Origin of the sequence: Streptomyces sp. NPDC102274 (genome assembly GCF_044766385.1) — a bacterium.
Lineage (GTDB): Bacteria > Actinomycetota > Actinomycetes > Streptomycetales > Streptomycetaceae > Streptomyces.
This window is the reverse complement of the sequence record NZ_JBIWLW010000044.1, coordinates 1-21,595: the sequence shown is the minus strand read 5'-3', so window position 1 is coordinate 21,595 and position 21,595 is coordinate 1. Positions and strand designations below refer to the sequence as shown.

At 67.5% G+C, this 21,595-nt stretch carries 16 protein-coding genes and 5 pseudogenes; 10 read left to right on the top strand and 11 right to left on the bottom strand.

The annotated features are described in order from the left end of the window. Positions 1 to 36: 36 nt before the first annotated feature. Positions 37 to 180, bottom strand: a pseudogene (locus ACIRQP_RS36770) (helix-turn-helix domain-containing protein); the annotation flags it as partial. A 16-nt stretch (positions 181 to 196) separates the two neighbouring features. Here ACIRQP_RS36770 and ACIRQP_RS36765 point away from each other — a divergent pair. Continuing rightward, positions 197 to 421: pseudogene (locus ACIRQP_RS36765) on the top strand (3-beta hydroxysteroid dehydrogenase); the annotation flags it as partial. Between the two features lie 20 nt (positions 422 to 441). Here the strand turns inward: ACIRQP_RS36765 and ACIRQP_RS36760 are convergent. From ACIRQP_RS36760 to ACIRQP_RS36735, 6 genes are all read right to left on the bottom strand, one after another. Further along, a complete protein-coding gene (locus tag ACIRQP_RS36760; RefSeq protein ID WP_403898543.1) occupies positions 442 to 1,278 on the bottom strand; it encodes a hypothetical protein in 837 nt (278 codons plus the stop codon). Then, positions 1,275 to 1,892, bottom strand: coding sequence for an RNA polymerase sigma factor (locus tag ACIRQP_RS36755; protein WP_403898540.1), 618 nt, complete (start codon positions 1,890 to 1,892; stop codon positions 1,275 to 1,277). The genes ACIRQP_RS36760 and ACIRQP_RS36755 overlap by 4 nt, the downstream gene beginning before the upstream one ends. Before the next feature lie 123 nt (positions 1,893 to 2,015). After that, positions 2,016 to 2,936, bottom strand: coding sequence for a hypothetical protein (locus ACIRQP_RS36750; protein WP_403898537.1), 921 nt, complete (start codon positions 2,934 to 2,936; stop codon positions 2,016 to 2,018). Between the two features lie 75 nt (positions 2,937 to 3,011). Next, positions 3,012 to 3,485 (bottom strand): hypothetical protein, encoded by a 474-nt coding sequence (locus ACIRQP_RS36745; protein ID WP_403898535.1) that lies wholly within the window; start codon positions 3,483 to 3,485, stop codon positions 3,012 to 3,014. 1,413 nt (positions 3,486 to 4,898) lie between these two features. Beyond that, positions 4,899 to 5,783 (bottom strand): helix-turn-helix transcriptional regulator, encoded by an 885-nt coding sequence (locus ACIRQP_RS36740; protein ID WP_403898532.1) that lies wholly within the window; start codon positions 5,781 to 5,783, stop codon positions 4,899 to 4,901. A 36-nt stretch (positions 5,784 to 5,819) separates the two neighbouring features. Beyond that, on the bottom strand, positions 5,820 to 6,626 hold the full coding sequence (locus tag ACIRQP_RS36735) for an SDR family oxidoreductase (RefSeq protein WP_078640402.1): 807 nt from the start codon (positions 6,624 to 6,626) through the stop codon (positions 5,820 to 5,822). Positions 6,627 to 6,958: 332 nt separating this feature from the next. On the opposite strand from ACIRQP_RS36735, the gene ACIRQP_RS36730 reads away from it, so the two are divergent. The 5 genes and pseudogenes from ACIRQP_RS36730 to ACIRQP_RS36710 all read left to right on the top strand — a co-directional run. Beyond that, positions 6,959 to 8,347, top strand: a complete 1,389-nt coding sequence (locus ACIRQP_RS36730; RefSeq protein WP_403898529.1) for an IS1380 family transposase — start codon at positions 6,959 to 6,961, stop codon at positions 8,345 to 8,347. Positions 8,348 to 8,531: 184 nt separating this feature from the next. Continuing rightward, entirely contained in the window at positions 8,532 to 9,032 is a 501-nt protein-coding gene (locus tag ACIRQP_RS36725; protein WP_403898526.1) for a type II toxin-antitoxin system Phd/YefM family antitoxin, read from the top strand. Between the two features lie 280 nt (positions 9,033 to 9,312). Continuing rightward, positions 9,313 to 9,930 carry a TOPRIM nucleotidyl transferase/hydrolase domain-containing protein gene (locus tag ACIRQP_RS36720; RefSeq protein WP_403898523.1) on the top strand — a complete coding sequence of 206 codons (618 nt, stop codon included), beginning with the start codon at positions 9,313 to 9,315 and terminating at the stop codon, positions 9,928 to 9,930. Between the two features lie 1,026 nt (positions 9,931 to 10,956). Continuing rightward, entirely contained in the window at positions 10,957 to 11,475 is a 519-nt protein-coding gene (locus ACIRQP_RS36715; RefSeq protein ID WP_403898521.1) for a hypothetical protein, read from the top strand. 228 nt (positions 11,476 to 11,703) lie between these two features. Next, positions 11,704 to 12,018, top strand: a pseudogene (locus ACIRQP_RS36710) (transposase); the annotation flags it as partial. A gap of 243 nt (positions 12,019 to 12,261) precedes the next feature. Here the strand turns inward: ACIRQP_RS36710 and map are convergent. After that, positions 12,262 to 13,044, bottom strand: a complete 783-nt coding sequence (gene map / locus ACIRQP_RS36705; protein ID WP_403898518.1) for a type I methionyl aminopeptidase — start codon at positions 13,042 to 13,044, stop codon at positions 12,262 to 12,264. A gap of 387 nt (positions 13,045 to 13,431) precedes the next feature. Further along, a complete protein-coding gene (locus ACIRQP_RS36700) occupies positions 13,432 to 13,974 on the bottom strand; it encodes a LysR family transcriptional regulator (RefSeq protein ID WP_403898515.1) in 543 nt (180 codons plus the stop codon). 424 nt (positions 13,975 to 14,398) lie between these two features. On the opposite strand from ACIRQP_RS36700, the gene ACIRQP_RS36695 reads away from it, so the two are divergent. Continuing rightward, the gene (locus ACIRQP_RS36695; protein ID WP_403898512.1) at positions 14,399 to 15,421 is read left to right on the top strand and encodes a DUF4331 family protein; all 1,023 of its coding nucleotides are present in this window, start codon (positions 14,399 to 14,401) and stop codon (positions 15,419 to 15,421) included. A gap of 442 nt (positions 15,422 to 15,863) precedes the next feature. Further along, on the top strand, positions 15,864 to 16,790 hold the full coding sequence (locus tag ACIRQP_RS36690; RefSeq protein ID WP_403898510.1) for an AraC family transcriptional regulator N-terminal domain-containing protein: 927 nt from the start codon (positions 15,864 to 15,866) through the stop codon (positions 16,788 to 16,790). Between the two features lie 79 nt (positions 16,791 to 16,869). Here the strand turns inward: ACIRQP_RS36690 and ACIRQP_RS36685 are convergent, their stop codons facing one another. Continuing rightward, positions 16,870 to 17,889: an aldo/keto reductase gene (locus ACIRQP_RS36685; protein ID WP_403898508.1), complete on the bottom strand. Its 1,020-nt coding sequence runs from the start codon at positions 17,887 to 17,889 to the stop codon at positions 16,870 to 16,872. A 482-nt stretch (positions 17,890 to 18,371) separates the two neighbouring features. Beyond that, a complete protein-coding gene (locus ACIRQP_RS36680; RefSeq protein WP_403898505.1) occupies positions 18,372 to 19,745 on the bottom strand; it encodes a diacylglycerol kinase family protein in 1,374 nt (457 codons plus the stop codon). Between the two features lie 538 nt (positions 19,746 to 20,283). On the opposite strand from ACIRQP_RS36680, the pseudogene ACIRQP_RS36675 reads away from it, so the two are divergent. Together ACIRQP_RS36675 and ACIRQP_RS36670 are read left to right on the top strand one after the other, a co-directional pair. Next, positions 20,284 to 20,696: pseudogene (locus ACIRQP_RS36675) on the top strand (SHOCT domain-containing protein). A 395-nt stretch (positions 20,697 to 21,091) separates the two neighbouring features. Next, positions 21,092 to 21,421: pseudogene (locus ACIRQP_RS36670) on the top strand (DUF6924 domain-containing protein); the annotation flags it as partial. Positions 21,422 to 21,595: the final 174 nt, after the last annotated feature.

Genomic DNA, 21,595 nt, shown 5'->3' with positions numbered 1-21,595 from the left:
CCGCGGGATCGCAGACTCTGTGAAGGTCGATGCGCAAGCAGCCGATGAGCGGGTGATGTTGTCCGGCAGCAGCCGACTCAGCGTCTCCTGTCCGGCCACCAGCAGCTCGCGCTTATCGGGGAAGTGCCGGAAGAAAGTGCTTTTGGTGACCCCGGCACGCTCGGCGATCTGCGCGACCGTCTTGAGGGAGAGTGCCATGCGCGTCTTTGTCACCGGTGGCACCGGTCTGATCGGTTCCGCCGGGGTGATCCACCTGGCATTCGGCAACGACTTCAGCAGACCCGACGCCCTCGCGAAGGCGGTCGCCGTGGAAAGTGCCGCCCTCGCGACCCTCGGCGAGGAACTCGTCGGCAGCGACCGTCCCTTCGGCACCGTCTCGGGTACGCCCCATGCGCCAGGCCGCGTATCCACCGAGGCCGACCGTCCGAAGCGCTTACAGTGCTACTTTTCCTTGTTTTTATCCTTTTCCCTTTCCTTATCCTTGTTCATGGCGTTGTCAGCCGCTTTTTTCTGCTTCTTGACGGTTCGGTCGGTCTTGGTGTTCTCACCCGCCTTGCTCGGCTTCTTGCCCTTCTCGGCCTGAGCCAACTGATCGGCACAGTAAGCGGCGACGTTCTCCTCACCGCCTGCGGCCGTGACCAGCCGTTGCCAGGACGTCGAGTTCAGTGCCTTGCCTCGGCTCTTGACCAACTCGTACGCGCGGCAGTGGGCCTCGGTGTCCTTGGCCGTTACCGGGCGGCCCGAAGCGGCGGAGGTGCGGGGCACACCGGACTTCGTCGCGTCCGGCTCCGCGGCGGAGCGTTTCGGGGCGCTTGGCGACGGATGCTGTCGTTCGCGGACCCCGTCGTTCGGGTCTCCGGCAGGGGCGTCCGAGCCCACGCCCGCAACCGCGACGCCGCCCAGGGTCAGGCCGACGATGAACAGGGCGATGGTAGCTTTCAACGAGCGCCGCCCCCCACCGGGCTCCTTCGGTCGCCAGTCGTCCCACTGCCGGGTCCGCGCCTCGTCGTGCATTCCTGCGTCACGGGCGGCGCTGAACGCGGTCGTCGCCCGCTGCTCCGCCTCTGCGGTCGTGGCGTCCTCGATCAGCGCGTCTGCCAGCAGCGGCTCCAGTGCGGCGCCCTCGACCTCACCCGCGGTCCTGCGCACACGGCTGCCGGGGTATGTGCGCCGACGGCCCCACGTTCCGCCGTCGTTGTGTCGATCACCCATGCCCGTGCCCATTCCTGCCCGACGACGGTTCGGTCCCTTGTTGTCTCTGGCGCCGTGATTGTTCATCTCGACTGCCCCAGCGTGTGACGATTCTCTTCCGTCACACCGGCGGCTCCGAGCTGGCGTGCGAGGCGTTTCAGCCCTCGGTACGCGGCGGTGCGCACCGCACCGGGCCGCTTACCGAGGACACGGGCGGCGGCGGGGCCGTCAAGGCCGACGACGACGCGCAGCAGCACGGCCTCGGCCTGGTCGCGCGGAAGGGTGCTGATCAGAGCTAGAGCCTGCTCGGTGGAGAGGGACTCCAGGGCCTGGTCTTGGGTGGTGCGTGGGTCGGGCAGCTCGAGTACGTCCTGTTCGAGCATGACAGGCCGGGGGCGCACCCGCCGGCGGCGCAGATGGTCGAGGGCCCGGTGCCGGGCGATGATCGTCGTCCAGCCGCGGAAGCCGGCCCCGTCCCCCTTGAACCGTCCCAGGTCACGGGCGATCTCCAGCCAGGCGTCCGAGGCCACGTCCTCGGCTTCGTCACCGACGAGCCCACGCAGATAGCCGAGCAGTCCGGGCTGCACGAGCTGGTAGGCGGACGCGAAGGCTGCTTCGTCGCCGTCCTGAGCCCGCGCCACGGCCGCGCCCAACTCCTCGTCGTACGCCCGCACGCGCCGGGGCTCCCTTCCCTGGCCCAAAGCTGTCCCCGTTCGCGCCGAGTTCGTAGCACTTCACGCCGTGCGACACGTTTCGGCCGTGTCCACGCCCCGTGATCATCAGAGTCTGGTCTCACAGAATGTCACAGCTTTTCGGATGCCTCCTCAGCCACGGATCGCCCGCACTGTTGGCGGGAGCGCGATGGTCCCCGTGAACGGCCCCTCGGCATGCTCGGTGACGTCCTGGCTGTAGCGGATGGTCTGCCCGCCATAGGGGATGCGGAAGGCGCACCGGAAGGCGTGTGACCTGATCCGGTACGTCGAGGCGTCGAGGACGAGCGACTCCTCGACGCGCTCCACGGTGATCCGGCTCTCGGAGGCCGTGACGCCCGCGGCGCGCAACTGCTCCAGGGTCGGGTCCAGTTCACGGACAGCCTTCTTGACGACGTCTCGTTCCCGTACCTTCGACAGCGCGGCCGACGCCGTACGGGCGCGCAGCTCCAACTGGGCACCGGATCTGATCAGCGAGATCCCACCGCCCCACTCCTTGTCCGCGGCATACCCCCGGAACAGGTCGAGCGCGGCAACCGGGTCCTCCACCTTGTTCGCGAACTCGGGGTCGGAGACGGGCCCGTGCTTCCAATCGGCGCCGGACCCGCCCTCCTTCACGTACGCGGTTCCGTCGACGACGAAGATTTCCTCGGGCTTGCCCACCCCTTTGCTGTGGATGGTCCCCGTGGAGTGGAGCGTCCGGGGCTCCCCTGTTGTACGGCGCACGGTGGCCGTGTAGGTGGCGGCGTTCTCCCGCCCCTGCATGGTCAGCCCTTCGCGCCCCTTCACAGCGAAGGACCAGCCTTTCATTCCGGACATCGCCTCCTTGGCCCGGGCGAGAAACTCCTCGACGGTCCGGGGCTTCGTGGGTGCGGCCTGTTCGCTCTGCTCGGTGCCCCGGGCGGACTTGGACTCAGCCGGCTTCGCCGGGCGTACCGAGTCCGCGCCCGTGTCCCCGGAACACCCGGTGAGCGCCGTGCAGAGAAGAGGCAGAAACGGAACGGCCAGAGCGGTAACAGCGGCACGAGGTCTCAACTCACATACTCCTTGGAGATCACGAAAGGGCTCGGTCGAAGGACTCGGCCGAAAGGTTCAGTCATAAGGGCCCGGTCATACAGCAGCCGGTCGAGGCATCGGCGACCTCACCCCGCGTTCCTCAGGCCGCCGCCGGGCCCTTCCGTGGAGCATCAGATAGAAGATCTGCAGCGACTTTCCGGGACCACCTACCTCAAAGCGGTTGACAACCTTGCCGAGGGGGTCCCAGACACGGCCGTCGGGCATACGCACCCCGACGGGCTGGCCGAAGTAGGCGCGCTGGGCTGCGTCAAAGTCCACCCACACCGCTCCGGCGCGCCGCACCAGCACCTCACCGACGTACGCCCCGAGGGTGAAAAGCGCGTCGGGTGCCCCCTCTCGGTCGGCCCCGCCCTTGCGGAGCCCTTCGACCAGGAAGTCGACGACACCCAGGCTGCGCACGGAGTGGTCGAGCGGGAGCCTGTTGTGGGCGGTGACACGGGCGACGAAGATCGTGGCGTGCGGACGCATCTCGCCCGCGCACGGCGCACGTTCGTCCACTGTGTCCATGAGTCCCAACCCCTCGCTCGTTTCGAGGACCTCCCAGTGCGGCTCCCGCCCGTTGATCAAGCGGATGCTGGGCCGCGAACATCACGGGCCACGGATGTGTCGATCGACACACAGCGAACTCATAGATCGCGTACAATCTTTGTGTCTTTCGTGCGCCGGTGAAGGCGAAGCCGGGGCTGTCACACGCGGAATCTGCACGGCAGTACGACCGACGCGAGTGCCACGGCTTCCACGAGTACCTTCACCGTCATCAGCTGTCGGTGACGACACCGCTGTTGCGGTCGAGGGCGTTGGTGTCGAGGGCCCGGTCGGTTCCGTGGTAGCGCACGGCCACGACCGGATCGCTCGCACGTCCACGCCATCACGGATGGTACGGGCAACACCATGGCCACCTACGGCTATACCGCCTCCGGCAGTGAGGACACCAGCCAGGGGACCTGTGTCGACAAGCCGGGCAGCGGTGGTGGCGCGAGCGCCGAGCCACAACGCCTACCGATAGAACGCGGCACGGGGTCTCCTCCTCCGGAAACCTGAACATGGGTTTGCGGAACTACTCGCCGGGCGTGAACCGCTTCCACTCCTGGGCGAACACCCCGCCACCGCGACAGCCCCCTGGCCGCCCCCGCGTTCCTCGCCGCCCTGACCGGACACTGGCACCGAAACGCCCGCAAGCCCGCACCCCGGGGCCTCCGCACCTACCAGCACCGCGCTGCCACCGCAGGAATCGCGCTTCTCGCTCTTCGGATGAACTGAACTGCCGGCCAGAGAGCACGATCCGACAGGGATGTTCCTCCCCCGTTTGCGGCTGCTGACCGCATTCTTACCGGCGGCCCATTCCCCCCGTGAGTTCACAGAAACTGAAGGGTTCTCAGCGGGAACCCAAGGGTCCATCGGTCTGTTTCTTGGGGATGGAGCCTTGAATTCGAAGTGAAGCCGTGGGGTCGGATGCGCGCGCAGGTGTTCCGGTCTGCCGAGGCATGGACTTCTCCTGGTCGAGGTGTCCGTCCGTTCACAGCCCCAACGTGACGTCCGAATGTCGCCAGACTCCTCGCTGGTGGTGCAGGAGCATCAACATGTCCGCGAACCCGACAAAGAGATGAGCGAGCATGACTGAGCCCGGATCCACCGGCTTGATGCCGGTGGATGGTTCACCCAGAAACGAAGAAGTGCCTTGCGACCTGCGATGATGGGGTTTTTCTAGGACCACATCAGGCACGATCGACAAGGCACTTCCGAGATGCAATCTTCCCATGCCGCGGCGGCGGTCTCATCCGCGTTCGATGATCCGAACCTGATCGCGTACGGCGGGCTGGAGCCGGTGGTGCGGCTGGCCGAGCGGTGCGGCTGGCCGAGCGGTGCGGTCTGCCCGCGCTGGTCGGGGAGACGGACCCTAGTACGGCTGAAGGGGTTGGACTATCCGCTGTGTGCTTCGAGCTCGGTCGCCAGCGTCTGTTGGGTGGCCGCCCACGACGCCAAGAGCGCCAAATTGTCAGCGGTCGGTGTGCCCGCGGGTGCGGTGTAGATGTTGAGGTGCAGGCCGGGTTCGGCGGGCAGTTCCAGGGATTCGACGTCCAAGTCGAGCTGGCCCACGATCGGATGGTGCATACGCTTGCGGCCGGACCGGTGCAGCCGCACGTCCTGAGATGCCCACCGCTGCCGAAATAGCTCACTGCACGTTGACAGTTCGCCGACCAGGGCGATCAGCTCCTCGTCGTGCGGATTGCGGCCGGCTGCCATGCGCAGCTTGGCGGCCGCGTCACCGGCAACCTGGTCGTAGTCGACAAAGAAATCTCTGGCCGTCGCGGGGTTCAGATAGACGAACCGCGCTGTGTTCGCGGGCCGTCGCGGGTCAGCCAGCACCGGTGAATACAGCGCGCGAGCGAGTTGATTCATGGCGCGCACGTCATAACGGCCGTTACCGATCCAGGCCGGCGCATCGGAGATCGCGTCGAGCACCTGCTGCAGCGTCGAGCGCACCGCCACGGCAGGCCTGCGCCGACGTGGGCTGCGGGGCGCCCTCGATTGGCGCGCGAGGTGGAACAGGTGGTCGCGCTCGGCTTCGTCGAGCTGCAAGGCAGAGGCCAACGCCTCGAGCACGCCGTCGGAGGCACCGGCGAGGCTGCCGCGCTCCAGGCGCACGTAGTAGTCGACCGATACCCCCGCCAGTAGCGCGACCTCCTCGCGGCGCAGACCTTTGACCCGGCGGTTGCCGCCGTAAGCGGGCAGGCCCGCCTGCTCGGGTGCGATGCGGGCGCGACGTGAGCTGAGAAACTCCCGGATCTCGGTGCGTAGATCCATCGCGGTTATCTCCTCACCGTAAGCCCGTCCCGCAGTCTAATGGATACCCGATGCGGTCGTTGCGGTACCGCCGTCCACCGGGATGATGGCGCCCGTGAGGTAGGACCCAGCCCGGCTGGCGAGAAACACGGCGGCACCCGCCATGTCGTCGTCGCGGCCGAGCCGGCGCAGAGGGGCCGACGCCGCGATCGTGTCGCCGATGGCATCGAGCGTGGAGTCCATCATCTGCGACGGGAACACTCCCGGTGCTACCGCGTTCACCGTGACGTGCTGTGGGCCCAGCTCCCTGGCAAGTACCCTGGTGAGTTGATGGAGTGCCGCTTTGCTGCTGGCGTACGAGTAGTTGGGCGACGGGGCGACGTGGATGGCGGCGATGCTGCCGATGTTGATGATCCGTGCGGGATCATCGGCGGTGCCCGCCTTACGAAGTGCCGGGAGCAGTGCCTGCACCAGCCAGAACGGCGACTTGAGGTTGAGGTCGAGCACTGCATCCCAGGCCTCGTCCGGGAACGTCGCCAGCGGCTCGCGCCGCATCGCTCCCGCGTTGTTGACAAGGATGTCCAGGCGTTCCGAGTCGGCTTGGACAAGATCAGCGAGGCGCTGACACTCGTCGTGCCTGGACAGGTCGGCGGGGATTGCTCGCACGTCGCCGAATTCGGACAGTAGACGCTGTGCCTCCGCGCACGTGTCTGCGTTGCGTGAGCTGATGACGACGCGGGCGCCCGCCTGGAGAAGGCCGCGCGCTATCATCATCCCAATGCCTCTGGTGCCGCCAGTGACAAGGGCGTACTTTCCCCTCAGGTCGAAAAGTTCTGTGTGAGTGGTGAACTGGTTCTCCGCCATTGGTCTCCGTCCCTTCTGTCGTAAAAGAATGCGCCGACACGGTCGCGTATTCGGGGCAGCTGAATTGAATGATGATGGTAAAGCTGCAGTGCGTTTCCATGGAGTGTTGTCGGCGCTTTCGACTCAACCAGGTTGACAGGCGTTTGGAACGTCGGGGAGACCCTGGTGATACAGGTACTGTCAGAACCCCCCTTCCCTGGTGCGCTGAGTCCGGATCACCCCGGCTTGATGCCCGTGGATGGTTCACCCAGAAACGAAGAAGTGCCTTGCGACCTGCGATGATGGGGTTTTTCTAGGACCACATCAGGCACGATCGACAAGGCACTTCCGAGATGCAAAGTTCCCATGCCGCAGCGGCGGTCTCATCCGCGTTCGACGACCCGAACCTGATCGCGTACGGCGGACTGGAGCCGGTGGTGCGGCTGGCCGAGCGGTGCGGTCTGCCCAAGCTGGCCGGCGAGCACGTCCGGCTGCCCGCCTCGAAGGACGGCACCGGCGCCTTCCCAGCGGCGAAACTGATGTCGCTGGTGGGCGGCATGGCCGCGGGCGCCGACAGCATCGACGACATGGACCGGCTGCGGCACGGCGCGATGGGCCGCCTGTTCTCCGGAGTGCGGGCCCCGTCCACGCTGGGGTCGTTCCTGCACTCCTTCACCCACGGGCATGTGAAGCAACTGCACGCCGTGGCCCGCCGGTTCCTGCACGAACTGGCCCGTCACACCCCGCTGCTGCCCGGCGCGGACCAGGCCGCCTACGTGGACATCGACGACACCATCCGCCGCACCCACGGCTACGCCAAACAGGGCGCCGGATACGGATACAGCAAGGTCAAGGGCCTGAATGCACTGCTCGGCGTCGTCTCCACACCCCTGTCAGCCCCCGTGATCGCCGCCACCAGGCTGCGCAAGGGACCCTCGAACTCCGCGCGCGGGGCGGCAGCGTTCGTCGCTGAGACCATCCGCACCGCACGCGCCTGCGGCGCCAGCGGCCTGCTGGTGCTGCGGGCGGACTCCGCGTTCTACGGCGCCGACGTCATCAACGCCTGCCGGGCCCTGGGTGCCCGCTTCTCCATCACCATGCGGATGAACGCCTCCGTCAAAGCCACCATCGCCCGCATCGACGAGGACGCCTGGACACCGATCAAATATCCCCAAGCGGTCTGGGACGAGGAGGGCCAGTGCTGGATCTCCGACGCCGAGATAGCCGAGATCCGCTACACCGCTTTTACTTCCAAGCCGAAGAAACAGCAGGTCACCGCCCGACTGATCGCGCGCCGCGTCAAGCGCCTGAGCGCCGGTACCGTCCCCGCCGGGCAGGGCACGCTCTTCGATACCTGGCGCTACCACGCCGCGTTCACCGACTCCCCGCTCGCCTTGAGGGATGCCGAGCGTGATCACCGCCGGCACGCTGTCGTCGAGCAGGTGATCGCCGATGTCAAGAACAGCGGCTTCGCCCACGCGCCGTCCGGTCATTTCCAGGCCAATGCCGCATGGCTCGCCCTGGCGGCCCTGGCACACAACCTGACCCGCGCCGCCGGCGCCCTGGCCTCCGCGTTCCATGCCAGGGCGACCACCGCCACCATCCGTGATCGCCTGATCAACGTGCCCGCCCGCCTGGCCCGCTCCGCCCGCCGCCTCACCCTGCACCTGCCCGAGCGCTGGCCCTGGAGCGAGGACTTCACCCAGCTGTTCAGCACGGTGCATGCACCGCCGGCCCTCTGACGCTCCCTGACCGACCTGCCCGAAAGGGCCCGAGACCTGTGGACAGAGTGGAAGAGCTGGGCAGACCAGCGGCCACCCCATGCCCGAATCCGCAACTCAGCCCCAACACGGCCTGCACGACCCCGAAACGATCAACCGGGAATCAAGCCGGTGGATCCGGGCTCAACATATAGCGTCCGGCTCTATGGATGATGTGAAGATCGTTGTTGAGCGTCGGTACGCTCCGGACCCCATCGATTACGAACGCCTCGTCTCGCTGGTCGAGTCCACCGGCGAACGCGTCGTGCTCACTGAGGCCGACGTGCCGGTGAGTGTGCTGTTCCCGGCGGGGGTGGTGACCGAGCTGGAGCACTGGGCCCGCGCCGATTACCCCACACCCGCATTGGTACCGCAGGAAGAAGAGGAGGACGACGCGAACGAGACGACGTGGGACATCGGCCGACTTCGGGTCGAGCCGTTGGCCGGCCCACAGGAGTACGGACCCTATATCCGATACGTGCGGGCCGACGGGAGGCGCGTGAGCTTCGCCCGGGGCGGGATGGTAGTGGCCGTGCAGCTGACTGCCGACGAGGCGGCGTGGCTTGAGGACAAGGCCATGCACACGCGCCAGGGATTCATGGAGCCCAAGCAGTCAGCGGCGTTCGAAGAGTTCCTGGCCCGACAGCCCTCGGTCGGCGAGCAGTGACTTTGAGACGGGCCCAACCTCAGGTACTACCGCGACCGTCTACCGATGGAAGACTCCCCTGTCCCGGATGAATAGCCTGACTGTCTACCGCAGTTGGGCTGTGCGCTTGAGTTGGCGAGCGGTGCCAACTCAAGCGCCCAGTAACACGTCGTGTGACTGAGCGCCATCGGCAAGTGGATGAGCGCTCCAGTTGGCGGCGTGACGAGGGCGCCGGGCGTGTCGAGAGGGTCCGTCGAAATAATGTGTGTCGCGCGGGTCGGTGGACGTGCAGACTCGCTCCATGGCGGACATGTGGGCGTTCCGGGACGCGGTCAGTCGCTGGGCAGCCGACGGCCCCGGCGGACCGGCTAGTGACCTGGCCGTGCAGCTGAGGTTGTGCACGGCGGTGCTGCTGGAAGGAGCCAGTGACCTCGCGGCTGTCGAGGCACTGGCCGCACGGCGTGGCCGGGACCTTGCCGCCGAAGGGGTGTGCGTGGTGCCGATGGGCGGAGCGATGAGCGTCGGCCGCTACGCCGGCCTGCTCGGGCCGCCCGGTCTTGGCCTGCGCCTGACAGGACTGTGCGACGAGGGCGAGCAGCGCTTCTATGACCGCGGCTTGACGCGGGCCGGGGCGCCAGGCCGGGGCTTCTTCGTGTGCGTGGCGGACCTGGAGGACGAGCTCATCCGCGCGCTGGGCACGGCGAAGGTCGAAGAGATCATCCGAACCGAGGGCGACCTGCGTGCCTGGGAGACGTTCCTGCGCCAGCCCGCACAGCACGGTCGGCCCCGACAGCAGCAGCTGCGGCGCTTCCTCGGCACGAAGAAGGGCCGCAAGATCCGCTACGGCCGTCTCCTGGTGGAGAGCCTCGCCCCCGGCCGGACGCCGGCCCCGCTGGACGACCTCTTCGCGAGCCTGTGACGGACGCACGAACGCTGCCGCCGGCATCGGGCAGCGCAGTGCAGGTACCGGCCCAAGCGCCATCTCTCGCGAACAGTCCCACATCGTCCCATCCGATCGACCGGACAGGAATTAGAGGGTCGCTCAGCAGGTCGGTGCGCAGAATGTGCGCGAGGACCAGGGCGTCGCGCAGAGCGAGCCCCGACAGTCTCCGGGACGAGACGCTGACCAGACCGGAGAAGCGATGACTGTCCGGGACAGTCACAAACTGTTGCTCCAGCTCGGCCAGTGTCGGCAAGCTCGATGCCGCAAGCGATCAGGCAGTCCAATCCCTCCCGCAACTACCATGCTGAGTGCACGGCTTCGGGGCGTGGGTGGGCGGATTGGTTCTGGGAGGGCTGTGCTGTGAGGTTCGGCGTCATCGCCCCTCAAGGAAGACGACGCCGAACGGCCGCAGCGAAAGGGCCTCAGTGCTTGAGGAGCGCTCGGGGCAGCTGATCCGATGTCACGAACTCGCGGAGTTCGGTGTCCCGGGGGGCTTGGTGGGCCGCGAGCGGGTCGTCCGCTCCGGCTGTGAAGCGCCACCGGTACAGCGTGCTTTCGTGCCGCCGGTCGAGGGTGCCGCCTGTGTGCGGCATGGGTGGGCGACGGAGCGCGACGTTCGCAAACCCGCCCCTGGGTCAGGTGACGTGCCGGGCCGCGTCCCATCGGCGCGTCGACCAATGCGCCCAGGCGCTCGGATACACGGACCACATGATAGCCGGGCGGCACACAACGGACATCGACACGGCCCCCGCCGGGGCGGGGGCCGGCGGGCGGTCGGGGCCAGGATCCGGGGCGGGCTGGTTGGTCGGGACGGTCGGTGCGGACATGTCGGTTCCTTCGGTCCCGTAAGTTCTGCACTACCCGGTGCCGCGGCCGCGACCGGGCCATGTGCCGTAAGGGCCTCCTTCCCGGCACGACATTGCGAGTTCAGTCTCCGTAACTGGGAGTTGGGATCGACGGAAGTGACAGGCGAGTTGAGTACGCGTGTGATTCGCTGAAGGCATGGAAGTCGTTGCCACGAGCGTCATAGCCGTGCTCGGTACGCTCCTCGGTTCGGGAGCGACCTATCTGTTTCAGCGGCGCACAGTTCTCCGGACAGAGGAGTTCACGCGGAACGAGCGGCTCAGGCAGGAGCGGATCGATGCCTACTGCTCCTTCGGCGGTGCGCTGGCGAACTATCGGCGCGGCCAGATGGACCACTGGTTCGCTCGGCACGATGGCCGAGTGGCAGATGCGTCCGAAGTCCATGAACTGCGCCGGGAGGCCCAAAGGCTGAGGGCCGTAGCCATGGAGGCGATGTTTCGTGCTGAGCTTCTGACGAACTCGCCGGCTCTGCACGCAGTCGGGCGGCAGGCACTCAAGGCGGTCGACCGAATCCCCAGCGCAGAGTCTCGGTCCGAATTGGATCAGGTACGAGACGTATCACGGACGTTGATCTATGACTTCATGGCCGCATCGCGGCCCTACGTTCCGGGGCTCCCCGAAGGCTCGTTGCCTGTCGTCGGCGGCCGCAGCCTTTAAGGTCACTCGTCGGACTCGTCGGACTCGTCGGACTCGTCGGACTCGTCGGAGGGCGGGACGGGGAGGCGCCCCGCCATCAGGCGTCGTCTCCCTGGTTGATGCTCGTGCTCGTGGCGGTGTCGGCGCACGCTTCACGTGAGGGTGGTGCGCGGGGGGAGCGGGGCCACCGTTTCAGGTCCGCGGTGCCTCGGGGCGAGAGAGACCGCCTTCGCACGCAACCTGGACGCGATGGCCTCCGCCTCCGCCCAGCACACGGTGCATATGCCGAGGCATGCGGTGTTTTCCGGGGTGGGCCACTCCAGCAGTCCCGGCACGTCGGCGCGGCCTCGGACCAGGGTCCGTCTTCAGAGATCACGCGTGGTGGATCACGGTGGCGTGATGCGCCGCCTTGAACTCACCGAACAGGATCGGGAGTTACTCGCTCCCCTCATACCGCGGGCCGCGACAGGACGACCTCGGGCGGAGGAGCGGCAGGTCATCAACGGGATGGTCTGCAAGATCCGTACCGGTATCTCCTGGCGCGACCTGCCGGAACGCTACGGGCCCTGGAAGACGGGCCTGCACACGCTTCCGCCGCTACGCCCTGGACGGTGCGTTCACCCAGGCCCTGCAGCAGATCCAGGCCCAGGTGGACGATGCCGGGGATCGCCGCCGGGTACGACACGGGCCGCGACCTCGCTGATCGGCCATCCGTCGTCCACGTCGAGACGAGCGACGCTGAGACGGTGTCGGGGAGTCAGGGCAAGTTGACGTGAGGCAGAGAAGAGGAACACGAGGGCTCCGACCTCACGGCTGCGCTTGCTTCGGCAAGGTGAGGATTTCGGCTCCGTCTCTGGTGATAGCGATCGTGTGCTCACTGTGTGCTGTCCGGCAGCCTGTCGCACTTCGGAGCGTCCACCCGTCGGCATCAGTGACGAGTTCAGCGGTGTCCGCCATGACCCACGGCTCCAGTGCCAGCAGCAGCCCAGGGCGCAGTTTGTATCCACGGCCAGGCCGTCCGGTGTTCGAAACGTGCGGGTCCTGGTGCATCGTTGATCCGATGCCATGACCTCCGAACTCGGTGTTGATCGAGTACCCCGCCGCGCTGAGGGCCGTGCCGATGGCATGAGAGATGTCGCCGATGCGAGCCCCGGGCCCGGCAGCGGCGATCCCTGCGGCCAGCGCGCGTTCGGTCGCACTGATCATCGCGACGCTCTCCGGAGGCTTTGCGTTGCCCACGATGAAGCTGATGGCAGCGTCTGCGGCGACTCCGCCTTTGGAGACGGCGAGGTCGAGTGTCAGCAGATCGCCGTCGGCAAGCGTGTAGTCGTATGGCCGTCCGTGGAGCACGGCGTCGTTGACGGCCGTGCAGATGTAGTGGCCGAATGGGCCGCGTCCGAAGGACGGCTCGTAGTCGACGTAACAGGACAGCGCTCCCGCTTCGACGATCATGGTCTCGGCCCACCGGTCGATGTCCAGAAGGTTCGTGCCGATCGTGCTACGGCTCTTCAGTGTCTGCAGGATGTCAGCGACCAGGGCGCCTGTGTCTTTTGCTCGGGCCAGTAGGGTGGGGTTCAGGATCTCGATCATGCGGCGCCCTTCTCATGCAACCAATAACTATACCGGCCAAACTGTACCGGTATAAGAATCGGAGTTGCGGTCGGGTTGCCGCTCACTCCCGCAGAGGTCGAACGCGGACACCCCCCCCCGACACGCCCGCACCCCAGCCGCGCCAATACCGGGGACCGTAAACATCTGCGACGGTCACCGAACGTGCAGGATCGGCAGGATCGAGCTGACCAACTGCTGGGCCGTGTACACAGACGCACCTTCGCGCCGCTGCTCATGACCACCGAATGATGCAGCCTCCGGCTGTCCTCTGACGGGAGACCTTGACCGTTTGCCACGTGATTTTGACCAGGCCGGCACCCTTGCGTCGTGCCTGGCCAGGCTCAGCCTCTATGGCTGGTAGAGACGTTACGCACAAGCGGCGATTCCTCGTTCTGCACGACTATGGCGTGGGCGGCTCGTGGTGGTGGGTCCGTGCCCAGTCGGCGCGGGAGGTGCTCGAAGCGCTCGCCCGGGTGGGTGGAGGTGGTCACCGACCCGGAGACCGTGGCCCGGTTCGCGGACGGGGGGACTGGAGGAAGTCGACTTCGACGCACCCCAGATGCCTCCGGGACCAGACGGTCTGCGCGTTACGCGGGAGGCGCAGCGCATTTCAGCTCCGAAAGGGCGGTACGTGAGCTGGCGTCCGTTTCGTCGTCGCCTGAGCGAGTCCATTTCGGTCAGCACCCGCCCCGACCATTGACACACCGTCTTGCCCTCGGCGGTCAGCTCGGAGCCGCGGGTGTCGCGGTTCACCAGCGTCAGCCCCAAGCGCCGTTCGAGCAGGGGCAGGCGCTTGCTTGCGGCGGGCTGGCTGATCTCCATCCGCTCGGCAGCCTGGCCGAGGCTGCCGAGCTCGGCCACCAACGTCAGCAACTGGAGACTACTGAGGTCGGGAGGCGACGTCCTCATAACCACAGGTTATGAGGACTTTCCCGATGGGGTGGTACCGGGCCTCTGCCCGCCCGGCGAGATGAAGCTGTCCGAAAAAATGACGGATATGTTCTAAATTTCGCGATCTTTGGGTGGGTTCGGCACAATGAGTGTCATGGATTGCGTCGCTCCTCACGGGGCTGCACGCAGATGCCGCTGAGGGCCGGATCGCGCCCTGCGGGCGTGCGAAGGCGGCCTTGCGGGCGTGCGATGGCGGTCGGCTCTGATCGGGCCTGCACGGCCGGTGCAGGTGGACGGCGGTCCGCGCGTGAGCGCCCGGACCCGACCCGACGAGGACGACGACGCGCCGCCGGTTCACGACCTGACCTCTAAACGGTGATGGGCCCGCGGATTCGCCCGACACCTTCGCCCAAAGCGAGACCGAGAGCAGTAAGGACCAACCATGTCTCATCATCTCGACACTCCGCTGGCGGCCCAGAACGGTCAGCTGTTCATCGATGACCTGTTCGTCTTCCCCGGCGAACGCAGCACGGTGTTCGTCATGGACGTCAACTCCAACATCACCGGCGTCTACGCCCAGCCCGGGTTCCACCCGGAGGCACGCTACGAGTTCAAGGCTCATTTCGACGGCGCCGACTTCGAGACCCTGACCTATCGGGTCTCCTTCGGCGAACCCGACCCGGACGGCAGACAAACCCTGCGGCTGCATGTCCTGACCGGGGACGAGGCGCGCGAGAACTCCGCCGACGGCGACCTGGTGTTGGAGGGCCGCACCGGTGAGACGGCTGCCGCGGACGGCACCCGCATCTGGGCCGGGCGCATCTCCGACTCGTTCTACATCGACCTGTCCCTGCTGGCTGTCGTCAACGGGGCGGTGGCGAAGGGGACGGCGGTGGACCTGTCGGACTGGCGCCCGCAGGAGGCACAGAATAGCTTCGCCGACACCACCGTGGAATCGATCGTGCTCGAGGTGTCCCACGAGCACGCGCAGCTGCGGCCCGGGGCCCGCACCGGCGTGTGGTGCGCGACCAAGCTGGCCACCGACGCCGGCGGATGGCGGCAGATCAACCGCGGTGGGCACCCGATGATGTGGCCGATCTTCTGGCCCGGCGACACCGACTTCTCCAACCCCGCCAACACCCGGCATCCCTCGGAGGATCTCGCCGCCGTCGGCAAGCTCATCGCCGGCCAGGTCGCGGCCGTCGTCGCCGCCACCGGGACCTGCGCCGATCCGGAGGGGTACGGCCAGAACGTGGCCCGGCAACTGTTCCCCGATGAGCTGCCCTACGTCGTCGGAACCCCCGCAACGTTCGGCTTCGCCACCCGCAACGGCCGCACCCGGGCCGACAACGCGCCCGAGGCGATGCTCTCCCTCGTGGCCAACATGGCCGTGCCGTCCGGGCTCAAGCCGTCCGTCGCCCAACACCTGCGGACCGACCGCTTCCCCTACGTCGTGCCGGCATGACCGTCTCTTCCCGCGCCACCGCGGGAAGAGAAAACCCCAGCGCGACTGGCTTGGTCTGTCCACCGGGGACGGGCCGTGGATCGGCCACGGCCCGTCCCCGCGTATCGAACATGTTGGGGCGATCGTGCGGTTGTGGCCGGATGTGGATGTTCTCGATGGTCGCTCCATCGAGATTCCCCTCACTGAGTGCCAGCACCTGAGTGTCAGCACTCTTTGAGGCTGTCCAGAACAAACTGCCCGCGTTCCTGGCTCTCGTCGGACAGTGGACCACCGACAACGTCCGAGCCGCCCTCGCCAACGCCCATGCCAACGCCCTCGCCAACGCCCTCACTCCAGCCGTGATCGCAAAGCTCGACGAGGACTGTCCATCGGTGCCCCGCTGCGAGAAGTCCGCCGGACCTCACGTACGCCCTGACCGGGGGAACTGTGCTGGAATCGCTGCATGCACCTTGACGAACTCCGCGAGCTGCTCGTCCGGCATGCGCGGGCGGACCGGAGTACCGACATCGAGGGCGTTCGCGTATCGAAATTCGAGAGCCCCTACCCGCCCACGCCGACGACGACCGGCACGGTGATGGCCCTGATCGCCCAGGGAACCAAGCGGCTTACGCTGGGCGACCGGGAGTACGAGTACCGGGCCGGGCAGTATCTCGTCGCCTCGGTGGACCTGCCGATCACCGGCAATTTCTCCGAGGCGAGCCCGCAGGAGCCGGCCCTTGGGTTAGGGCTGACCCTGGAGCCCGCCGAGGCCGCCGATCTGCTGCTGTCCGACCCTGGACCCGAAGCCGCACGCGGTTCTGATGACGCTCGGCGATTGTCGGCGGGACCACCCCCGGGGATCGCCGTCAGCTACGCCCCGCCGGAGCTGCTCGACGCGGTGGTCCGGCTGCTGCGTCTGCTGGACCGGCCCCGCGACCGGGCCGTCCTCGCCCCGCTGGTCAAACGCGAGATCCTGTGGCACCTCATCACCGGTGAACAGGGCGAGACCGTACGTCAGTTGGGCCTCGCGGACAGCGGGCTCAACACCATCGCGCGGACGGTGCACTGGATCCGGGACCACTACGCCGAGCCGTTCCGCGTCGAGGACCTGGCCCGGCTCGCCGGCCTGAGCGTCTCCGCCTTCCACCGCCAGTTCCACACGGTGACGGCCATGAGTCCCATCCAGTACCAGAAGCAGATCCGCCTGCAGGAAGCACGCCGGATGCTGGCGACCCGCTCCGGTGACGTCACCGGCGTCAGTCTGCTCGTCGGCTACGCGAGCCCGTCGCAGTTCAGCCGTGAGTACCGCCGGCTCTTCGGCACGGCGCCCAGCCAGGACGCCGCGCACCTGAGCCTCTCTGACCGGGCCCGGACAGCCGCACTGCCTTGAGGTCCGCCCTACGACGCCCCTACGACGCCCCTACGACGCCGATCCGACGCCGATACGGCGGCCACTCGCCCATGAGTGATCAGCGGCGGCGCAGCGAAGCGTCGAGCAAGGCGGGCGGAGTGTCCGTCTTCTCATGTGCGGCGAGGTCGACACCGGGAGCGACGATCGCGTCGATCGCATCGAGTACGTCGGCGGAGAGCAGCGTGTCCGCGGCGGCGAGCTGCGAGTGCAGGTGGTCCAGAGTGCGGGGGCCGATGAGCGCGCTGGTCACGGCGGGGTGCGTGGTGACGAAGCCGAGCGCGAGCTGGATCAGCGTCAGATCCGCCTTGTCCGCGACCTCGGCCAGTTGCTCGACCGCGTCGAACCTGGCCCGGTTGGAGGGGATGGAGGGGTCGAAGAGCTGCGGCCAGAAGTTCGCGCGGTTGGTGTCGATCTTCCGGCCCTCGCGGACCGCGCCCGACAGCCAGCCCGAGGCCAATGGGCCCCAGACCAGCACGCCGAGACCGTACTCCTCGGCGACGGGCAGAACGTGGCTCTCGGCCCCGCGCTGCAGGATCGAGTAGCTGGGCTGTTCGGTGACGTAGCGGCTGAGGTGGTTCTCCTTGGCGGCCCACTGGGCCTGCACGACGCGGTACGCCGGGAAGGTCGAGGAGCCGAAGTGGCGGATCTTTCCCGCGCGTTGCAGGTCGGTCAGGGCCGAGAGTGTCTCCTCGTCGCTGGTGGTCGGGTCCCAGCGGTGGATCTGGTAGAGGTCGACGTGGTCGACACCGAGGCGACGCAGGCTGTTGTCCAGCTCGGTGATCAGCCAGCGACGCGAACTCCCTTTGTGGTTGCGCTCGTCGCCCATCGGCAGGCCCGCCTTGGTGGCGAGGACGATGTCGTCGCGGCGGCCGGCGATGGCCTTGCCGACCAGCTCTTCCGACTCACCCTCGCTGTAGATGTCGGCGGTGTCGATGAGATTGATCCCGGCCTCGAGAGCGGCATCGATGATGGCGGTGACGTCCTCCTGGGCGGTACGGCCCATCGTGCCGAAGTTCATCGCGCCGAGCGCGAGGGAGCTGACCTGCACGCCGGTGCGGCCCAAGGTGCGGTACTGCATGACTGTGTCTCCTCATTGGCAGGTGCAGCGTGGACCGGTGTGCGGCTCGAACGCCGACCCTGCCCTGACAGCAGAATCAAACGGAGGCTTCATCCGTTTTCCGGTGCCTCTATGGGAACACGCGCCGCGGCCGCCGGGCCAGCACATTCCTCCTGCGTGCTTGCCCGATCCTCCTCGCTCCGGTCAACACGCTGCGAGCTGTACCAGCCGCTACCGAATACGCAGGTCAAGTGGCAAATACCCGGGAGTGCACAGCCGGGCGACGCTGAGACACTCCCGGCATGTCGAGTGTTGAAGCCCTGCCAGGAGTGTCCATCGAGTACGGGACCTTCGCTGATCCCGCTGATCCCGCTGATCCCGCTGATTCCGCTGATTCCGCTGATTCCGCTGATCCGGCCGCCCTGCTCGTGATGGGTTTCGGTTCGCGGATGATCGCCTGGCACAAGGACTTCTGCCGGGCCCTCGCGGACCTAAGCGCCTGGTCACGGGATGCGCCTCGTGGGACGTCCAGTCGCCACCGGGCAGCCGGTCTCTCGTCGTCCCGCGGCCTCTCCCAGAGTGAGGGCCAGCCGACGCACTCTGCGCCAGTCCATGGGCGGCTTGGCGCGCGGTATGCCGGGTCGGTCGCGCGGCACTTGTACCCGCAGGGTGCCCGGCTCGATGCGGCAGCGCACCGGGGTGGGCACGGTGAGGGCCTCGCCGTCGACACCGGCCTGGATGTCGGGCGCGTCGGCGTCGATGACGACCTCCCGGGCGGTGAGCAAGGTAAGCCCGGTTCCGTGCCTGCCGCGGAGCAATAGGGCTGCCTGCCCCGCGTTGTCGACCGTTACACCGAGCACGCCGAGGAGGCCGGAGTCCAGCCGCTCCCGGCGCCCCAGGCCCGCGGGATCCCCTGTCAGGTAGGCGTTGTTGCTCACGAGAACGGCCTGGGGCCCGTCAACGGTCGTAGAGCCGGCGTGCACGGTCAGGTGGGGGCCGCTGTGGTGCGTCAGCAGGTTGGGGAGCATCTGAAGGGTTGTGCGGGCTTTGTCATCGCGATAGGCCGAGCTCTGCACCACGGCCGCGTACGCCCCGAACGAGACGTTGTTGACGAAGACGCGTTCCGTGCTTTCCGTCCGAGGCGCCGCCACACCGAGGAGGCCCAGGTCGACACGGAGTTCGACGCCGTCGGTGAGCGCCCCGAGACATGCCGAGGGGTCCTCCCTGTCCAGGCCCAGGTCCATGGCGAAATGGTTGCGGGTCCCGGCGGCGACGACGACGAACGGGACGTCGCGCTCCACTGCCACGGCCGCGACCAGTGCCTGCGTACCGTCACCACCCGCGACGCCCAAGAGGTCAGCGCCGGCGTCGACGGCCTGCTTCGCCAGTTCGGCCACGTCCGCCGGGTGCGCGGGATCCAGTACGACGACCTCGGCACCGAGGGCTCTGGCCTGGTCCACCAATCCGAACCGTTCCACCTTTCCCCCGCCGGAGCGCGGGTTCATGATCAGGAAGGGGCGCTTCGCAGGAGTGACCGAGCGTTCGGGCATCCGGTCGGCGTTCTGTGCCAGGGCCACTCTGCCGACGGAGACCGCGAGTGCCCAGAGAGCGAACGAGACGAGCACCACCCAGAGGAGTCCGGCGAGCACATAGAGAACGAGGACGGCGACCGGAGTGAGGGCCGCGAGCATGAGGGCGAGCACACGGATCACGCCCCTGCGTGCGAGGACCCACCACACACCGGCCACGGTGACGACGAGACCGGCCAGACCCGCGCCCACCAGTGCGACGCTCCGAAGCCCGGCGAAGACCAGCAGGACGAGCAGTGCGGCCGCTCCCGCCGCCAGAGCCAGGCGCGCAGCCCAGTGCTTGTCCATGCGATCGAACCTCCCGTCCGATGCCGTCGCCGGTCGCACTTTCATTGCACGCGCCCAGCGAGGGATGCGCATCACCGGAGGCGCACGACCCCGTTTCCAGCCCGGCGCCAGGTGCACCAGTAGGAGCGCTGCGGCCACCACTGCGCTACTCCTGCCAGAAGGCCCCAGGGGCGGCCCCGAGCTCTGGTCGGCGGCGCATCGCGTGCTCCTCCCCGCCCCGAGGCTCGTGTGGCGCCCAGTCACCAGCCGCCGGATGATGGGTGAGACAGTTCGATGCGCTGGACGAACGCCTCCCCGCCTTCATGGTCTCTATGAGCGCGAGCCAGGCCGCGAGTGCCGGTCCGCGGGTGGCGATTGTGGCCCCCGCAGAAGGGTACTGGCCGCCCGGTGGGGCGCCGTCCGGCCGATTACACGGCCGAGTCCCGGTGTCCGTAGCCGTAGAGGGCCACGCGCCGGCCGGAGAGGGCCACGCGCCGCCGGACACCGCGCGGCCCCCGGCCGACACTCGCCGGGCCGTTCGGCCGGGCAAGGAGTCACCATGGTTGGCTACGAGACTCTGGCCTACGACTATCCGGTGCTGGGAGCCTTCTGGACCGCGATGTGGGTCTTCCTGTGGGTCCTGTGGATTTTCCTACTCTTCCGGGTGGTCGCCGACATCTTCGGGACGACGACTTCAGCGGCTGGGCCAAGGCTGCCTGGCTGGTCTTCGTGATCGTCCTGCCGTTCGTGGGCGTCTTCGTCTACGTCGTCGCCCGGGGCCGCGGCATGGGCAACCGCGAGGCACGCCACGTCCAGGCCCGGCGCGAGGAGATGGACCGCTACATCAGGGAGACCGTCGGCACCGACGGCAGCCACCAGGTCGACGACCTCGCGCGCCTCTCTGACATCCGCGCCCGAGGCGACATCTCCGACGAGGAATTCCGCCGGGCCAAGGAGAAGATCCTGCACTGACCAATCGCTGGACGGGCCGAACTCCCAGCCACTCGGTCCGAACTCCCAGCCGCTCGGCCCTTCGGTGAGCGCCGCCGACCGGCGAAGGGCCGAGCGGCGCGCAGGTTCCTCAGTCGGGCCACCTTCCCGGTGTCGCCACCGTGGCGCCGGAGTCGATGGCCAGCGGCATCCTGGCGGTCGGATCCGCCCGTACAGCAGGATCTCCCCGCTGTCCCCGTGGTGGGCGGAGACTCTGGTGCGCGCACGCCAGGCGGCATAACGTGGGGACATCGGCAACGTGACCTTCGAGGAAGGAGACGCCCAGGTCCACACCTTCGAACCAGACGCATTCGACGTCATGATCAGCCGCTTCGGAGTCAGCCACGGGGCTTCTCCTTGCCGTCCGCAGGCCGGTCCACGGCCGCCGGTGGGCTGGTGCCACACCCGACGCAGTCCTCACCGCGGTGAGACCGGACGAGAACCTCAGCGTGGTTTTCATCGCAGATGGTGGCACGATGTACTCTGTCCACCGCGCGCTTCTCGCCCTCACCACCTCTACCGAGGACGGGGATCTCGATCCGATGTACTACCAAGAGCTCATCGACTCCCCGCCGCCACGCGAGTTCCGTACCACTCCGGCCGCCGTCCATGATATCCACGCGAATCTGTCGATCGCGAACCTGGATTTCGCCGAATACGCCGAGGCGGCGCTCGCGGATCCCGAAGGCATCCTGCGGCCCTTCTGAGGAGCCACCGGGCGGTGACCTCCAGAAGGACCCGAGTCGCGAATTTTCTCCGGCGGTGAAGCCGGCAGCGTGTCGAGCTGCTAGGTCGTGTCTGATAATCGATCTTGTGACGGGTCGTGGTGAGTTGACGGATGGGGCGTGGGAGCGGATAGAGCCGCTGCTTCCTCGGGCTGA

Coding starts and splice junctions, on each gene's coding strand:
- ACIRQP_RS36760 (WP_403898543.1), bottom strand. CDS start 1,278: ATGAACAATCACGGCGCCAGAGACAACAAGGGACCGAACCGTCGTCGG.
- ACIRQP_RS36720 (WP_403898523.1), top strand. CDS start 9,313: ATGGCGGACATGTGGGCGTTCCGGGACGCGGTCAGTCGCTGGGCAGCC.
- ACIRQP_RS36740 (WP_403898532.1), bottom strand. CDS start 5,783: ATGGATCTACGCACCGAGATCCGGGAGTTTCTCAGCTCACGTCGCGCC.
- map (WP_403898518.1), bottom strand. CDS start 13,044: ATGATCGAGATCCTGAACCCCACCCTACTGGCCCGAGCAAAAGACACA.
- ACIRQP_RS36730 (WP_403898529.1), top strand. CDS start 6,959: ATGCAAAGTTCCCATGCCGCAGCGGCGGTCTCATCCGCGTTCGACGAC.
- ACIRQP_RS36690 (WP_403898510.1), top strand. CDS start 15,864: ATGCACCTTGACGAACTCCGCGAGCTGCTCGTCCGGCATGCGCGGGCG.
- ACIRQP_RS36685 (WP_403898508.1), bottom strand. CDS start 17,889: ATGCAGTACCGCACCTTGGGCCGCACCGGCGTGCAGGTCAGCTCCCTC.
- ACIRQP_RS36695 (WP_403898512.1), top strand. CDS start 14,399: ATGTCTCATCATCTCGACACTCCGCTGGCGGCCCAGAACGGTCAGCTG.
- ACIRQP_RS36715 (WP_403898521.1), top strand. CDS start 10,957: ATGGAAGTCGTTGCCACGAGCGTCATAGCCGTGCTCGGTACGCTCCTC.
- ACIRQP_RS36735 (WP_078640402.1), bottom strand. CDS start 6,626: ATGGCGGAGAACCAGTTCACCACTCACACAGAACTTTTCGACCTGAGG.
- ACIRQP_RS36725 (WP_403898526.1), top strand. CDS start 8,532: ATGGATGATGTGAAGATCGTTGTTGAGCGTCGGTACGCTCCGGACCCC.
- ACIRQP_RS36700 (WP_403898515.1), bottom strand. CDS start 13,974: ATGAGGACGTCGCCTCCCGACCTCAGTAGTCTCCAGTTGCTGACGTTG.
- ACIRQP_RS36745 (WP_403898535.1), bottom strand. CDS start 3,485: ATGGACACAGTGGACGAACGTGCGCCGTGCGCGGGCGAGATGCGTCCG.
- ACIRQP_RS36680 (WP_403898505.1), bottom strand. CDS start 19,745: ATGGACAAGCACTGGGCTGCGCGCCTGGCTCTGGCGGCGGGAGCGGCC.